General features: G+C 75.3%; 12 protein-coding genes. 11 read left to right on the top strand and 1 reads right to left on the bottom strand.

What is annotated here, in order from left to right; genetic code table 11:
* Nucleotides 1-43: 43 nt before the first annotated feature.
* The 11 genes from ACZ4U4_RS05590 (at nucleotide 44) to ACZ4U4_RS05540 (ending at nucleotide 13,879) form a co-directional block, all read left to right on the top strand.
* On the top strand, nucleotides 44-1,663 hold the full coding sequence (locus tag ACZ4U4_RS05590; protein WP_467869227.1) for an adenosine deaminase family protein: 1,620 nt from the start codon (nucleotides 44-46) through the stop codon (nucleotides 1,661-1,663).
* A 279-nt stretch (nucleotides 1,664-1,942) separates the two neighbouring features.
* The gene (locus tag ACZ4U4_RS05585) at nucleotides 1,943-2,911 is read left to right on the top strand and encodes a FecCD family ABC transporter permease (RefSeq protein WP_467869783.1); all 969 of its coding nucleotides are present in this window, start codon (nucleotides 1,943-1,945) and stop codon (nucleotides 2,909-2,911) included.
* Entirely contained in the window at nucleotides 2,908-3,966 is a 1,059-nt protein-coding gene (locus tag ACZ4U4_RS05580) for a FecCD family ABC transporter permease (protein WP_467869225.1), read from the top strand. Before ACZ4U4_RS05585 ends, ACZ4U4_RS05580 begins: the two co-directional genes overlap by 4 nt.
* On the top strand, nucleotides 3,963-4,775 hold the full coding sequence (locus ACZ4U4_RS05575) for an ABC transporter ATP-binding protein (RefSeq protein WP_467869223.1): 813 nt from the start codon (nucleotides 3,963-3,965) through the stop codon (nucleotides 4,773-4,775). Before ACZ4U4_RS05580 ends, ACZ4U4_RS05575 begins: the two co-directional genes overlap by 4 nt.
* Nucleotides 4,776-4,813: 38 nt before the next feature.
* On the top strand, nucleotides 4,814-5,821 hold the full coding sequence (locus ACZ4U4_RS05570) for an ABC transporter substrate-binding protein (RefSeq protein ID WP_467869221.1): 1,008 nt from the start codon (nucleotides 4,814-4,816) through the stop codon (nucleotides 5,819-5,821).
* 78 nt (nucleotides 5,822-5,899) lie between these two features.
* Entirely contained in the window at nucleotides 5,900-7,090 is a 1,191-nt protein-coding gene (locus tag ACZ4U4_RS05565) for an ATP-grasp domain-containing protein (protein WP_467869219.1), read from the top strand.
* Nucleotides 7,087-8,889, top strand: coding sequence for an IucA/IucC family protein (locus ACZ4U4_RS05560; RefSeq protein WP_467869217.1), 1,803 nt, complete (start codon nucleotides 7,087-7,089; stop codon nucleotides 8,887-8,889). Before ACZ4U4_RS05565 ends, ACZ4U4_RS05560 begins: the two co-directional genes overlap by 4 nt.
* On the top strand, nucleotides 8,886-10,130 hold the full coding sequence (locus ACZ4U4_RS05555; RefSeq protein ID WP_467869215.1) for an MFS transporter: 1,245 nt from the start codon (nucleotides 8,886-8,888) through the stop codon (nucleotides 10,128-10,130). Before ACZ4U4_RS05560 ends, ACZ4U4_RS05555 begins: the two co-directional genes overlap by 4 nt.
* Nucleotides 10,130-11,893: an IucA/IucC family protein gene (locus ACZ4U4_RS05550; RefSeq protein WP_467869213.1), complete on the top strand. Its 1,764-nt coding sequence runs from the start codon at nucleotides 10,130-10,132 to the stop codon at nucleotides 11,891-11,893. The genes ACZ4U4_RS05555 and ACZ4U4_RS05550 overlap by 1 nt, the downstream gene beginning before the upstream one ends.
* Nucleotides 11,890-13,110: a type III PLP-dependent enzyme gene (locus ACZ4U4_RS05545; protein ID WP_467869211.1), complete on the top strand. Its 1,221-nt coding sequence runs from the start codon at nucleotides 11,890-11,892 to the stop codon at nucleotides 13,108-13,110. Before ACZ4U4_RS05550 ends, ACZ4U4_RS05545 begins: the two co-directional genes overlap by 4 nt.
* A 1-nt stretch (nucleotide 13,111) precedes the next feature.
* Nucleotides 13,112-13,879, top strand: a complete 768-nt coding sequence (locus ACZ4U4_RS05540) for an HpcH/HpaI aldolase family protein (protein WP_467869209.1) — start codon at nucleotides 13,112-13,114, stop codon at nucleotides 13,877-13,879.
* A 9-nt stretch (nucleotides 13,880-13,888) separates the two neighbouring features.
* On the opposite strand, the gene ACZ4U4_RS05535 is transcribed toward ACZ4U4_RS05540, so the two are convergent.
* Nucleotides 13,889-14,716, bottom strand: coding sequence for a VOC family protein (locus ACZ4U4_RS05535; protein ID WP_467869207.1), 828 nt, complete (start codon nucleotides 14,714-14,716; stop codon nucleotides 13,889-13,891).
* Nucleotides 14,717-14,961: the final 245 nt, after the last annotated feature.

Here is a 14,961-nt window from a genome sequence, read left to right as displayed (position 1 = left end):
CGGCTCGGGGACACGGGAGCCGCCCGGCCACAATCATGCGGGAGTGACTCCTGTGAATACTCCCGGCCGGTACCGGCCCCGTACCCCTGCCGTCGCCGGACTCGGCGCCCTCGCCCTGGTGTCCACGCTGACCGCCGGGCCCGTCGCCCACGCCGCCCCGTCCCCCGCGGGCGGCGGCCGCGGCGCGGCTCCCGCCGTCCGTCCGATGACCGCGGCGGAGTGGGGAACCAACGCCCATCTCGCGTCCATCCGCCACGACCCGCGTGCGCTGCAGTCCTTCTTCCACCGGCTCCCCAAGGGCGGTGACCTGCACAATCACCTCTCCGGCGCGGTCACGACCGAGTACCTCATCGAGCAGGCGGCCGAGGACGGCCTGTGCATCGAGACCGCCACGATGACCGCCGTCACCCCGCCGTGCGGACCCGGCACGCGGCCTGCCGCCGACGCCCGCCGCGACCGGGCGTTCCACGACGCGATCGTCCGCGCCTGGTCCATGCAGGACTTCCCCGCCGACGGCAACGGCCACGACCACTTCTTCGACACCTTCGGCAAGTTCGGCGAGGTGACGTGGCGCCACCGGGGCAAGCAGCTGGCCCAGGTGGCCAACACCGCCGCCGCACAGCATCAGTTCTCCCTGGAGACGATGGTCACGCCCGCGTCCGACGGGGCGAAGAAGCTGGCCGACGCGGTCGGCTGGGACGACGACTTCGCGGCGCTCCACCACAAGCTGGTGGCCGGCGGCAGGCTCGACCGCGTCGTCGCGGAGGCGCGGCGGGAGGCGGACGCCACGGATGACGAGTTCCGCGCCACCGCGCACTGCGGCACCGCCCGCGCCGAGCCCGGGTGCCGACTGCCCGTCCGCCAGATCGCCCAGGTCTCCCGGGGCAGCGCACCGGAGCGGGTCTTCACCCAGATGGCCCTCGGGCTGCGGCTGGCCGAGCGCGACCGGCGCTTCGTCGCGGTCAACCTCGTCCAGCCGGAGGACGGGGAGCGGGCGGTGCGCGACTACCGTCTGCAGATGCGGATGCTGAAGTATCTGCGCGGGGTCTACCCCAAGGCCCATGTCACGCTGCACGCCGGTGAGTTGTGGCCCGGTCTGGTCAAGCCGGAGGCGCTGAAGTTCCACATCCAGGAGGCGGTCGACGTCGCGCACGCCGACCGCATCGGCCACGGCGTGGACCTCGTCCACGAGGACGGCTGGCAGCGCACGGCGCGCACCATGGCCGCCCGGGAGACCGCCGTGGAGGTCCCGTTGACCAGCAACGCCCAGATCCTCGGCGTCCGCGGCGCGGACCATCCCTTCCAGACGTACCGCGCCTTCGGCGTGCCCGTCGTGCTGTCCACCGACGATCCGGGCATCAGCCGCACCGACATCAGTCACGAGTACGCGTACGCCGCCCGCACCTACGGCCTGTCGTACCCGGAGCTGAAGGACCTCGCCCGCGCGTCCCTGAAGTACGGCTTCCTGCCGGGGGCCGAGCTGTGGCGGGGCAACCCCACCCGGGACGGCTACCGCACCGTCGACGCCTGCCGCGGGGTGCGGCCCGGCAGCCCCGCGCCGGGGCCCGAGTGCCGCCGTCTGCTCGACAGCAGCCCGAAGGCGGCCGCGGAGTGGCGTCAGGAGGGCGCCTTCCAGCGGTTCGAGCGGTCTTTCGGCCACTGATCCCCTCCCCCGCAGGCGGCCGTCGGTTCCGGACCGGCGGCCGTCTTCGCGTTGCCGGTCCCGCGTCGGTGGGTGGCGTTTCGCACGCGGGGAGCCGGGGTCGGGGCGATGCCGGATGCGCCGGTGGGGCAGAAGCGGACGTATCCCCGGATCCCCGACCCCCTACTTGCGTCTTTAGGTTTGCCTAACCTAATGTCACGACGCGTGTTGACGATCAAACCCCCTGCGACGGGGACCCGTTCGGGGTCCGCGCGGGCCCTGCCGACGCTGCTGCGCCGCCTGCCGTTGGCGGCCGCCGGGCTCGCCGCGCTGGCGCTCTGCGCCGCCCTCAGCCTCGCCTGGGGCACCCGCTCCGTGCCGCTGTCCACCGTGTGGGACGCCCTGACCGGTGCCGCCCACGGCCGCGACGCGCTGGTGATCACGGGACTGCGGCTGCCGCGCACCCTGGTGGGACTCGCGGTCGGTGCGGCGCTCGGCGTCGCCGGGGCCGTCGTCCAGGGCATCACCCGCAACCCGCTGGCCTCCCCCACCACCCTCGGCATCAACGCCGGTGCGGGCTTCGCCGTCGTCACCGCCATCTACGCGCTCCATCTCACCCGGCCCGGCCAGTACGTCTGGTTCGCCTTCGCGGGCGCCGCGGCCGCCGCGCTCTTCGCCCAGGCACTGGCCCGGCGCGCCGGGGACCTCGATCCCGTCCGGCTCGCGCTCGGCGGCACGGTGCTCCAACTGGTGCTGCTCTCCTGGACGTCGACGGTGATGCTGGCGAGCCGCCGCACCCTCGACGAGGCGCGGTTCTGGCTCGCCGGTTCGCTCGCGGAGCGGCCGCTGTCCGTCCTCCTGCCGGTGCTGCCCACGCTGGTGATCGGTCTGGTCGTCGCGTTGGCGATCACTCCGGCGCTCAACGCGCTGGCGCTGGGCGACGATTCGGCGCAGGCGCTGGGCGTGCCGGTGGCGAAGATCCGGCTGGCCGGCGGGCTCGCGGTGGTGCTGCTGGCGGGCTCCGCCGTCGCCGTCGTCGGGCCGATCGCCTTCATCGGGCTGGCCGCCCCGCATCTCGTACGGCAGCTGTTCGGCTCCGACCACCGGATGCTGGTGCCCGGCTGTCTGGTCGCCGGGCCGCTGCTGCTGCTCACCGCGGACATCCTCGGGCGTGTGGTGATCCGCCCCTCCGAACTCCAGGTCGGCATCGTCAGCGCCTTCCTCGGCGCGCCGCTGCTCGCCCTGCTGGCCCGGAAGGCGGCGCGGTGAGCGACGTACGCACTTCTGCGAAGGCTCCGGAGCGCCCGGCGGTCCGGCGGGCGCACGGGCCGCGGCGCACCCTGCTGCTGCTCGCCGTCGCCGCGGCGGTGCTGCTCGCGCTGGCGGTCACCTCCGTGGCGGTCGGGGAGATCCCGCTGGATCCGGTGGTGGCGCTCAAGGGGCTGTTCGGCCTCGGTGAGCCGGCCGATGTGGTCGTGGTGCAGCAGTTCCGGGCGCCGCGGATGGCCGCGGCGGTCGTCGCCGGGCTCGGTCTGGCGGTCGCCGGGGCGCTGCTCCAGCGGCTGTTCCGCAACCCGCTGGCCTCGCCGGACGTGATGGGCGTGACGGGTGGGGCGTCCTTCGGGGCGGTCGCGATGCTGGCCGCCGGGGCGCCGCAGGCCCTGATCCCGCCCGCCGCGCTCGGCGGCGGACTGCTGGCCGCCGTGCTGCTGGGCGCCTTCGCCTGGGGGTCGGGCGCCGGGGTGACCCGGCTGGTGCTGGTGGGCCTCGCCGTCCAGGCCGGGCTGTCGGCCGCGGTGAACTTCATGGTGGTCCGCTTCCCCACCGAGCTGGCCGGGTCCGCGCTCCAGTGGACCACCGGTTCGGTCTACGGCCGGACCTGGGCCGAGGTCGGCGCCGCCGGCGGCGCGGTCGCCCTCGCGCTGGCCGTGGCGTTCGCACAGCACCGGCGACTGGCGGTGCTGGACCTCGGCGACGACTCGGCCGGGGCGCTGGGCCTGCGCACCTCCGCCGCCCGGCTGCAGATCCTGGTCACCGCCATCGCGCTGGCGTCGCTGGCCGCGGCGCTGACCGGCCCGGTCGCGTTCGTCGCGCTGGCCGTACCGCATCTGGTGCGGTACCTGGCCGGGCCGCCGACCGCCGCGACGCTCGCCCTCACCGGTCTGGCCGGTGCCGTTCTGCTGCTCGCCTCCGATCTGGTGGCGCAGTACCTGCTGCCGGTCAGCGGGCTGCCGGTCGGGGTGGTCACCGCCACCCTGGGGGCGCCCTGGCTACTGGTGTTGATGATCCGTCAGAGCAGTTCCGTCCACAGGAGTGCCCGATGACCGCCGACCGGCTCGCCACCCACGGCCTCGATCTGCGCTACGGCGACCGGCTGGTCGTCGGCGGCCTCGACCTGGAGCTGCCGGGCGGCGCCGTCACCGCCGTCGTCGGGCCCAACGCCTGTGGGAAGTCCACGCTGTTGCGCGGGCTGACGCGGCTGCTCGCCCCGGCCGCCGGGACCGTCACCCTCGACGGCTCCGACATCCACCGGATGTCCGCGAAGGCGCTGGCGCTGCGCATGGGGCTGCTGCCGCAGCAGCCCGTCACGCCCGAGGCGATCACCGTCGAGGCGCTGGTCCGGCTCGGCCGCTATCCGCACCAGAAGCTGCTCAGCCCCTGGTCGGCGGCGGATCAGGCGGCGGTGGACGCGGCGCTGGCCCGCACCGGCACCGATGTGCTGCGCGACCAGAGCGTCGACCAGCTCTCCGGCGGGCAGCGCCAGCGCGCCTGGATCGCGCTGGCGCTCGCCCAGGACACCGATCTGCTGCTGCTCGACGAGCCGACCACCTTCCTGGACCTCCGCCACCAGCTCGACGTCCTCGACCTCGTCGCCGAACTGCACGCCGAGGCCGGCCGGACCGTGGTGATGGTCCTGCACGACCTCGGCCAGGCCGCCCGCTACGCCGACCACCTCGTCGTCCTCAAGGACGGCCGCCTCGCCGCGTCCGGCGCCCCCGCCGACGTCCTGGACGCGGAACTGGTCCGGTCGGTGTTCGGCGTGGAGTGCCGGGTGATCCCCGACCCGGAGACCGGCACCCCGCTGGTCGTCCCGCTGGGCCGGGCCGCCCGGCGCGGCACCGTCACCGCCTGAACCTGCCCCCACACCGCCGACCGAGAAGGACACCACTCATGGTCAACAGATCCCTGCCGCGCGGCCGTCGCCGGTTCACCGCCGCACTGCTCGCCACCGCCCTGGGCACCGTCTCGCTCGCCGCATGCGGCGGCGGCTCCGGCGACGCGGGGGCGAAGGACACCGCCGGGGGCGCCTTCCCCCGTACGGTCAAGACCGCTAGGGGGGACGTGACGATCCCGTCGAAGCCGAAGCGGGTCGTGGTGCTGGACACCGGGGAGCTGGACGACGTCACGATGCTCGGCGTCGACCCGGTCGGCGCGGTCTCGCCGCACATGAAGACCGAGGGCGGCTTCCCCACCTACCTGAAGTCGAAGATCGGCGGGGTCACCGACGTCGGGCCGCTCCTGGAGCCCAACCTGGAGAAGATCGCGAGCCTGCGGCCCGATCTGATCCTGTCGTCGAAGGTCCGCCACGAGAAGGTCTACGACAAGCTCAAGGCCCTTGCGCCGACCGTCTTCACCGAGACGACCGGCGGCCCCTGGAAGGCCAACCTCAAGACCCACGCCCGCGCGCTGGGCCTGGAGAAGAAGGCCGACGCGGCGATGGCGAGCTACCAGGAGCGCGCCCACCACCTGGGCGAGGCCATCCGCAAGAAGAACCACGGCACCATGCCGACCGCCTCGGTGGTCCGCTTCATCGCCGGGCCGACCCGCCTCTACCAGCGGTCGTCGTTCAGCGGTGTGGTCCTCGACGACATCGGGCTGAAGCGGCCCGCCTCGCAGTCCTCCACCGACCCGGCGAAGACGATGGCCGACGTCGGTCCGGAGGAGATCGACCGGGCCGACGCGGACCTGGTGTTCGTCACCGTCGCGGACGTGCCGGAGAAGACCCAGCGCAAGGACGTCACCTCCAACCCGGTCTGGAAGAGCCTGCCCGCCGTCAAGCACCACCAGGTCTTCGAGGTGCCGGACGAGACCTGGATGTCCGGCATCGGCATCCAGGCGGCCGAGCACATGCTCGCCGACGTGGCGAAGGCCGCGGGCGTGCCGCTGCCCCCGAAGTGATCCACCGGGGCGGGCGGTTCTCCCGGCCGCCCGCCCCGCTCCCCCGCACCGCCCCCGACCCCGAAGGGGTTCCCGCTCATGCGGATGTACCTGCTCGCCCGCAACCCCACCGACTCGGTCACCGACGGCTTCCTCCCCGCCGCCGCCGCGCTCGGCCTGGACCTCACCGTCCTGACCGACCACCCGGACGACCACCGGGCCGCCTGCCCCGGCGTCGAGGTCCTGGCCTGCGAGGTCACCGATGTCGCCGCCGTCATCGGCCGGATCGCCACCCACCACCCGGCCGACGCCGTCTTCACCAACAGCGACCACCTCCAGACGCAGACCGCGCTGGCCGCCGCCTACTTCGGGCTGCCCGGCAAGGACTGGCGCGCCACGCTGCGCGCCAAGAACAAGGCCGAGCTGCGCCGCCATCTCGCCGCCTGCGGCGCCGACACCGTCCGCGCCACCGAACTCCCCGCCGGAGCGGACCCCTCCACCCTCGCCGGCGCCGCGCTCCCCTACCCGTGCGTCGTCAAACCGCGCGAGGGCGTGGCCAGCGAGGACGTGCTGCTTGCCCGGGACACGGCCGAGCTGGTGGCGCACGCCACCGCGATCCGCGGCCGCCGCCCGGACGCCGCGCTGCTCGCCGAGGAGTTCCTGCCCGGGCAGCTGTCCACGCTGGAGACGCTGGGCGACGGCCACCGCCGCCACGTCCTGGGCGGCTTCCGTACCACCGTCTCCGCGCCGCCGGCCTTCATCGAGGAGCGCCACGACTTCGTGGCCGCCCACCCGGAGGCGATCACCGCGCAGGTGCTGGCCCAACTCGACGCGCTGGGCGTCGGGTTCGGCGCCTGCCACACCGAGTTCGTGGTGCACGAGGGCCGGGCCCGGCTCATCGAGGTGAACTACCGCGCCATCGGCGACCAGTGCGACCAGGCGCTCGCCGACGTCCTGGGCATCCCTCTCTTCGCCCACATCCTCCGCACCCACCTCGGCGAGCCGCTCCCCGCCGACCTCGGCGCCCGCACCGACGGCGCCGCCCGCGTCGCCTACGCCCTCGCCGACCGTGCCGGGACGCTGACCGCCGCGCCCGCCGCCACCGACCGCGCCGACGGCGGCGTCCGCCTCGCCTACCGCCCGCTGCGCGCCGTCGGCACCACCCGGCCGCACCACCGCACCAACCGCGACTACCTCGGCGTGGTCCGGGCCACCGGCGACGACCAGGGCGCCGTCGTCCGGGCCGCGGACGCCTTCCTCGCCGACAGCCGCTGGGAGATCACCGCATGACCACCGCCACCGCCACCACGACGGACGCCGCCGGGGATTCCGCCGACGACGAGGGCGCGCTGCTGCTGCGGGTGCTGAGCGCACTGCTGCGCGAGGACGTCGCCGGGCTGCGCACCCGCACCACCCCGCTGGAACGGCCCGACGGCCGGTGGCTGCGGCTGCCCGCCGACGGCCCGGCCGCGGCGCTGCTGCTGCCGGTGACCGGCGACGGCTACCAGAGCACGGACGCCGCCCGGCTGCCGCTGCTGATCCGGGAGGCCGACGGCGCCCGCCTCGACACCCTCGGCGCGGTGCTCGGCGCGCTGCGCGCCCACGCCGACCCGGTCGACCACGGCGGCCACGACGCCTTCGCCGAGGAGTGCCGCCAGAGCCTCGCCACCCTGCGGCTGCACACCCGCACCCGGCGTGCGGTGGAGTCGGCGCTCACCGCGCGCCACGGCGCCGGTCCGGCGCACTGGACGGGCCCCGCCGCGAGCCTGGCGTACGACACCCTCGCCGCCCGTCTGGACCACCCCGTCTACCCGACCTCCCGCGGCCGCTCCGGCCTGACCGAGGGCCAGCTCCGGTCGTACGCACCGGAGTTCCATCCTCGTTTCGCACTGCGCTGGCTGGCGCTGCCCCGGGAGGCGGTGGACGTCGCGGGCGCCCCGGGCGCGCTGTCCGGGTGTCTGCCGACGGCCGCCGCGGTGGGCCTGGCGGAGCTGGACGCCACCCATGCCGTGCTGCCCGTCCACCCGCTGAGCACCGGTGTCTCGCTGGTGGAGGCGTTGCACGACCGGGGTCTGGCGGAGCGGGCCGTCCTCGCGGAGCGGCCGTTCCTCGACGTCGTCCCGACGCTGTCGATGCGGACGGTGGCGGTGGCCGGCGACCCGCTGCTCCACCTCAAGCTCCCGCTGGCCACCGCCACCCTGGGCCTGCGCAACCGGCGCACCATCAAGCCCCGCACCCTCGTCGACGGCGCCGCCGGGCAGCACCTCCTCGACCGGGTCATCGCCCGCGAACCGCGCTTCGACGGACGGATCCTCCAGGCCGACGAGACGGTGTACGCGCACGCCGGACACGAGATGCTGGCCGTGCTCTGCCGCCGCTACCCGGCCGGGCTGGACGACAGCTGCATGGTGCCGCTGGCCGCGCTGCTCGCCCCGGCGCCCGGCGGCGGGCTCGTCCTCGACCACCTCGCCGACCGCTTCCACGGCGGCGACCCGCTCGCCCTGCTCGACGCGGTCCTCGCGCTGCTCCTGGACTGGCAGGCCACCCTCTTCGGCTACGGCATCGCGCTGGAGTCGCACCAGCAGAACATCTCGGTGGTGCTGGACCGGCCCGGCGGCGGGCCCACCCGGCTCCGGCTGCTCTTCAAGGACAACGACGCGCCGCGGCTGCACCCGGACCGGATGCGGGAGCGGCTGGGCGACGACGCCCCCGGCCTCGCCGACTTCGACGATCCGCGGATCTTCACCGACGACGACACCGCCCTCGCCGCCGTCTTCACCACCATCACCATCCATCTCTGCGCCGCCTCCTACGCGTTCGGGCTGGCCCGCGCCGGGCGCGCCCCGCTGCCGCGTCTGCTGGATCTGATACGCGACCGGCTGGCCGAGGCCGCCGACCGGCAGGGCACCGCACCCGGCACGCCCGGCGCGGTGCTGCGGGCCCACGTGCTGGACGCGCCGACGCTGCCGGTGAAGGCGATGGTCAGCGCCGGGACGCTGCTCTCCAAGGAGCGCTCCGGCGCCGCCGACATCAACAAGCACTACACCGACGGACCCAACTACCTGCTGCCCGGCGGTGGTTCCCGGTGACGCTCTCCGCACCGGCCCCCACCGCCCCGGCGCCCGCACCCGCCCGGCCGGGCCGCCGCCAGGTCCACGCGGTGGCCGGGTGCTACTTCGTGGCGTCGTTCGCCGCGCTGGGCCTGCCGCCGTACCTCACCGCGATCCTGCCGGAGCTGGGCGAGGGCGCCGCCCGCTGGGCCGGGCTGCTCTACGTCGTGCCCACCGTCTTCGGCGCGCTGGGCGCCCCGTTCTGGGGCCGTCTCGCCGACCGGTACGGCCGCAAACGGCTGCTGCTGCGGGCGCAGTTGGGGCTGGCCGCGGCGTTCCTGCTGGCCGGGTTCGCCGACTCGCTGGGGCTGTTCGCCGCGGCGCTGGTGCTCCAGGGCGTGCTGGGCGGCACCTTCGCCGCGTCCAACGGCTATCTCGGCGCGACGCTTGAGGGCGCGGAGCTGTCCCGGGCGCTGACGCTGATGCAGGGCAGCGCCCGCGCCGCGCTGGTCTGCGCGCCCATCGTCGTCGGCGCGCTGACGCCGTGGCTCTCCCCGCACCGGCAGTACGCGCTGCTCGCCGTGTTGCCGCTGGCCGCCGCCGGGATGCTGGCGGCGCTGCCGGAACCACCGCGCCGCACCAACCCGGCCGGTCCGCCCGACGAGGACGGCGGGTCCGGTGCCGCCGGGAGCGCCACCCCCGCGGTCGCCTCCCCCCACGCCCTGCGCTCCCTCTACGCCCTGGAGTTCGTCTTCGTCCTCTCGACGGTGATCTCCTTCCCGTATCTGATCTCGCTCGTCGAGGAGCGGCTGCCGGGCACCGGGCCGGTGACCTCCGGTGTGCTGTTCGCGCTGCCGCACATGTGTTACCTGGTCGGCGCGGTGGCCGCGCACCGCTTCTGCCGACGCCGCCCCCGCCTCGGCCTGGTGCTCGGCTTCGCCTGCATAGCCGCCGGGTCCGCCGGGCACGCCGCCGCCACCTCGCTCGCGGAGTTCACCGCCGTACGGCTGGTGCTGGGCGCCGGGCTGACGCTGGGCCTGGTCGGCCTGTCGGTGCTGGCCGCCGACTGCGCCGCGGGCCGGGCGCCCGGCGGACTCTTCGGCTCCATCGAATTCTTCTCCAAGGCCGGCGCGGTCGCCGCCGGTCTGGCCGCCGCGGCCGGCAACGCCTGGTTCGGGCCGTCCGCGCCGCTGCTGATCGGCACCGCCCTCGCCCTGGCCACGGTGTTCGCCTGCGCCCTCCCGCTCATCCGCCGTCCTCTCCTCCGCAGGAGCCTGTGATGCCCCCGCTCACCAACCCCGCCGGTCCCCCGGCCGCGCCCGCCGCCCCCGGCGCCCTGCCCACCGCGGACCACGCCGCCGCCCACACCCTCCTCAACTGCCTGCTGCGCGAGGTCTCCGGGCCCGAGCACCAGACCGCCGTCGACCGCGGCCAGCTGCTGCTCCGCCTGCCGCGCCGCGGGGTGCTGCTGCGGGTCGCGCTGCGCCGCACCTCGCTGCTGGGCGCGCACCGCTTCACCGGCCCGGTCACCGTCGAGGACGGCGACGGCTGGCGTGAGATCGGCCCCCGGCGGCTGGCCGAGTACGTCCACACCGAGCTGGCGCTGCGCACCGGCGTCGACAACGACGAGTTCCTCGACCAGTTCGCCTCCGGCCACCGGGCGCTGGCCGCCGCCCTCGCGGCCCGGCCGCTGCCGCAGCCGCCGGTGCCCGACGGGGCCCCGGAGTGGACCGGCGCCTACCTCGCCTCCGAACAGGCCCTCCTCTTCGGCCACCGCTTCCACCCCACCCCCAAGGCCCGCACCGGCGACCCGGCGGCCTGGCGGACGTACGCACCGGAGACCGGCGGCCGCTTCGGGCTGCTGCACCTCGCCGTCCGCGAGGACCTGCTCGCCCAGGAGACCGCCGACGAGGGCGCCGCCGCCCCGCTGGACGCGCTCGGCGACGTCCCCGACGGCTACCGCCTGCTCCCCGCCCACCCCTGGCAGTACGCCCTGCTCCGCGACCACCCGGTACTCCGCGCCGCCGTCGACCGCGGCGACCTGCGCGTCCTGGGCACCGGCCGCACCCCGTTCACCGCGACCGCCTCGGTGCGCACCCTGCACGCCCCCGACACGTTCCTGAAGTTCAGCCTGAACGTGCGGATCACCAACTGCCTGCGGAAGAACGCCGCCTACGAACTGACCGGCGCGGTCGCCCTCACCCGGCTGCTCGCCCCCGCCCTCGACGAACTGGCGGCCCGCTTCCCCGGCAGCGCCGTGCTCCGCGAACCCGCCTACCGCAGCGTGGCGCTGCCCGGCCCGGACGGCACTCCGGACACCGCGCTCTTCGAGGGGTTCGGCGTGATCGTCCGCGAGGGGCTGTCGCGGCGGCTGCTGCCCGGCACCACCCCGCTGCTGGCCGGCGCCGTCGCCGACGAGTATCCGACCAGCCCGGCCCATATCTCCCGGCTGCCCGCCGGACGCGGCCCCGACGAGGCGCTGGCCTGGTGGGCCGCCTACCTCGACCTGCTGATCCCGCCGGTCCTCGCCGCCTACTTCGACCACGGTCTCGTCCTCGAACCGCATCTGCAGAACGTGCTGATCTGCGTGGACGGCGACGGGATGCCTGCACAGGTCCTCTTCCGCGACCTGGAGGGCACCAAGCTCGTCCCCGAACACCACGCCGCCACCCTCGCCGCGCTCCCGCCCGAGGTGGCGAGGCCCCTGACGTACGACGCGCAGCGCGGCTGGGACCGCGTCGTGTACTGCCTGCTCGTCAACCACGTCGCCGAACTCCTCGCCGCCCTCGCCGATCTGCACCCCGGCACCGAGGCCGCGCTGTGGGCGCAGGTCCGCGCCACGCTGGCCGCGCACGCCGAACGCTACGGCTGCCCGCCGCGGCTGGCCGCGCTGCTGGCCGGCGTCCCGCTGCCCGCCAAGGCCAATCTGCTCACCCGCTGGGAGCGGAAGGCCGACCGGGACGCCGGATACGTCCGGCTGCCCTCCCCGCTCGCCGAGTCCGTCCTCACCGGCGCCCGCACCACCCCCCGGAGCACCCCGTGACCGACCCCACCCCCGCCGTCCGCACCCGCATCGCCACGCTGACGCCGGACGCGCTACCCGCCTACGTCTACGACCTGACGGCACTGTCCGCCCACGCCGCCCGGGTCCGGGCCGCCCTGCCGCCCCGCGTCGAGCTGTACTACGCGGCGAAGGCCAACCCGGAACCGCGGCTCCTCACGGCACTGCGCCCGTACGTCGACGGCTACGAGGTGTCCTCCGGCGGTGAACTCGCCCATGTGCACGGGGCGGTGCCGGACGCGCCGCTGGCGTTCGGCGGCCCCGGCAAGACGCCCGCGGAGCTGGTCCGGGCGCTGGAGCTGGGTGTGGCGCGGTTCCATGTGGAGAGCGGCCACGAGCTGCGGATGCTCGGTGCGCTCGCCGCCCGGCACGCCCCGGACCGGCGGATCGCGGTGCTGCTGCGGTTCAACCTGCCGGTGGACGGCGACGCCCTGGACGGGGTGCCGCTGGCGATGGGCGGCCGCCCCACCCCCTTCGGCGCCGACCCCGCCGAGGCCGACGCCCTCGTCACGGCGCTGACCGACGGCTCGCTGCCGCAGCTGGAGCTGCGCGGCGTCCACGCCCATCTGGCGAGCGGTCTGCGGGCGCCCGAGCAACTGACGGTGGCCACCGCGATCGTGACGTGGTCGACGGCGCTCGCCGCCCGGCACGGCGTCCCGCTCGCCGAGGTGGTCGTCGGCGGCGGTATGGCCGTCGACTACGGCGCGCCCGCGGAACGCTTCGACTGGGAGGCGTACGGCGAGGGCCTGGCCCGGCTCGCGGACGGCCACCCGGAGCTGACGCTGCGTATCGAACCGGGCCGCGCGCTGACCGCGTACTGCGGCTGGTACGCGACGGAGGTCCTGGACGTGAAGGCCAGCCACGGCGAGGAGTTCGCGGTGGTGCGCGGCGGCACCCACCATCTGCGCACCCCCGCGACGAAGGGCCACGACCAGCCCTGCACCGTGCTGCCGTCCGACACTCCGTGGCCGCACCCGTGGCCGCGCCCGGCCGCCCGGGGCGAACGGGTCACCCTCACCGGCCAGTTGTGCACCCCGAAGGATCTGCTGGCCCGCGGGGTGACGGCGCCGGGGCTGCGCGCCGGTGACCGGGTGGCGTTCGGCCTGGCCGGGGCGTACGCCTGGAACATCTCGCACCACGACTTCCTGATGCATCCGCGCCCCGGCTTCCACTTCGTCGGCGCCGACGGGGAGGCGTGAGGTGGTGCTGCGTCCCAACGAGGTCAGGCGGAAGCTCGCGGCGGGCGAGGAGGTGCACGGCCTCTTCGGGGTGATCCCCGACCCCGCGGTGACGGAGATGATCGGGCACGCCGGATACGACTTCGTCATCCTGGACACCGAGCACACCCTCGTCGGCGCCGAGCGGCTGGAACATCTGATCCGGGCGGCCGAGACCTGCGGTCTCACCCCGTTCGTCCGGGTGCCCGAGGGCGATCCGGGCGCGGTGCTGCGGGCGCTCGACGCGGGCGCCCTGGGCATCGTCGTGCCGCATGTGCGCACCCGCGCGGACATCGACGCGGCGCTGCGCGCGGCCCGCTACGCCCCCGAGGGCATGCGCTCCCTCAACGGCGGCCGCGGCCCCGGCTACGGCACCCTCCCGCTGCCCGAGTACCTCGCGGCGGCCAACGCCGCGGTGATGGTGATCGCGCTGGTCGAGGACGCCGAGGGGGTCGACGCCATCGATGCCGTCCTCACCGGCGGCGGCGTCGATCTCGTGCTGCCCGGACCGGGCGACCTGTCGCAGTCGTACGGCGTGCCCTGGCAGGTGCGCCACCCCCGGGTCCGGGAGGCGGTCCGCACCCTGCACGCGGCCTGCGCCCGGCACGGCGTGCCGTTCTGCGCGATGGCCACCACCGAGGAACGCCGCCGGGAGTGGCGCGCCGACGGCGTCACCGCCTTCGTCCTGGGCGAGGACCGCGACCTCTTCTCCCGGGCGCTGCGGGCCCACCGGGGGACGGCCGCGGGGTAGCGCCCCGTGTCACTCCGCCCCGGCCGCCGTCACCTGGCTCCCCTCCGGTGTCAGCACCACGAACTCCGCGCCCTCCGGGTCGGTGCAGACCGCGAGGCGGCCGACGCCCTCGGCGTCCTCCGGGCCCATCCGGACGGCGCCGCCGCGCGCGGTGACGGCGGCGACCGTGGCGTCGCAGTCGGCGGAGCCGAACACCGGGTGCCAGTAGGCCGCGCCGCCGGTCTCGGAGAGCGCCTGGGCCGGGAGCTGCATGATGCCGCCCTGCATCCGCTCCTGCCCGGCGCCGCGCGGCGTCACCAGCGTGTAGCTGCCCTCGCCGCCACCGGGCAGCGGGATCTCCTGGGTGTGCCAGCCGAAGACCTTGCCGTAGAACTGCTGCGCGGCCGCCGTGTCGGTGGTGAACAGCTCCGTCCACTCCAGGCTGCCGGGGACGTCCGCCACCTCCAGCCCCGGATGCGCACCGGGCTGCCAGACCGCGAACCGGCCGCCCTGCGGATCGGTGAGCTGGGCGTGCCATCCGTTGTCCCCGCCGACCGGCGACGGCGGGACCCGCACCGCACCGCCGGCCTCCCGCACCGCCCGTACCGTCTCCTCGGCGTCGGGCGTGTGGAAGTAGACCGTCCAGGCCGCGCGGGCGCCCTCCTCCGCCGACGGGCCGATCGCCGCGGCCACCTTCCCGTCCCGGCGGCAGACCGTGTACCCGCCGGGCTCCTGGCCGCCGAACGGCTCGGTGGTCCAGTCGAAGACCTCGCTGTAGAAGGCCGTCGACTTCCGGAGGTCCGGGGTGCCGAGATCGAGCCAGCAGGGCGAACCGAGCAGGAATTCGGTGGTGATCATGACCGTCCCTTTCACGAGGCACTCCCGACCCAGCGTGACACCCACCACTGACAACCGCCGCCCGGCACCGCGCCGCCCCGGAGCGCTCCGTCTACCCCGACGGCACCGCCCCGCGCGCCAACGGCGCACGAAAGGCGTGGTCCGCGCTGTGTGCCCTCGCTCGTACGAGTGATCCCGTCGCTACGGATCGCCCACCACCCCGGAGGTACGCGGCCCTGAGCGGACCTGTATTCCTCACCCCGAAC

It is taken from the genome of Streptomyces sp. NPDC029159 (assembly GCF_055564055.1).
Note: the sequence above shows the minus strand (reverse complement) of the source record. Positions and strands in the feature narration are given on the sequence as shown.

What these genes read in the sequence shown, in the direction of transcription:
- ACZ4U4_RS05550 (WP_467869213.1), top strand. Translation starts at nt 10,130, where the DNA reads ATGCCCCCGCTCACCAACCCCGCCGGTCCCCCGGCCGCGCCCGCCGCC.
- ACZ4U4_RS05570 (WP_467869221.1), top strand. Translation starts at nt 4,814, where the DNA reads ATGGTCAACAGATCCCTGCCGCGCGGCCGTCGCCGGTTCACCGCCGCA.
- ACZ4U4_RS05560 (WP_467869217.1), top strand. Translation starts at nt 7,087, where the DNA reads ATGACCACCGCCACCGCCACCACGACGGACGCCGCCGGGGATTCCGCC.
- ACZ4U4_RS05575 (WP_467869223.1), top strand. Translation starts at nt 3,963, where the DNA reads ATGACCGCCGACCGGCTCGCCACCCACGGCCTCGATCTGCGCTACGGC.
- ACZ4U4_RS05535 (WP_467869207.1), bottom strand. Translation starts at nt 14,716, where the DNA reads ATGATCACCACCGAATTCCTGCTCGGTTCGCCCTGCTGGCTCGATCTC.
- ACZ4U4_RS05565 (WP_467869219.1), top strand. Translation starts at nt 5,900, where the DNA reads ATGCGGATGTACCTGCTCGCCCGCAACCCCACCGACTCGGTCACCGAC.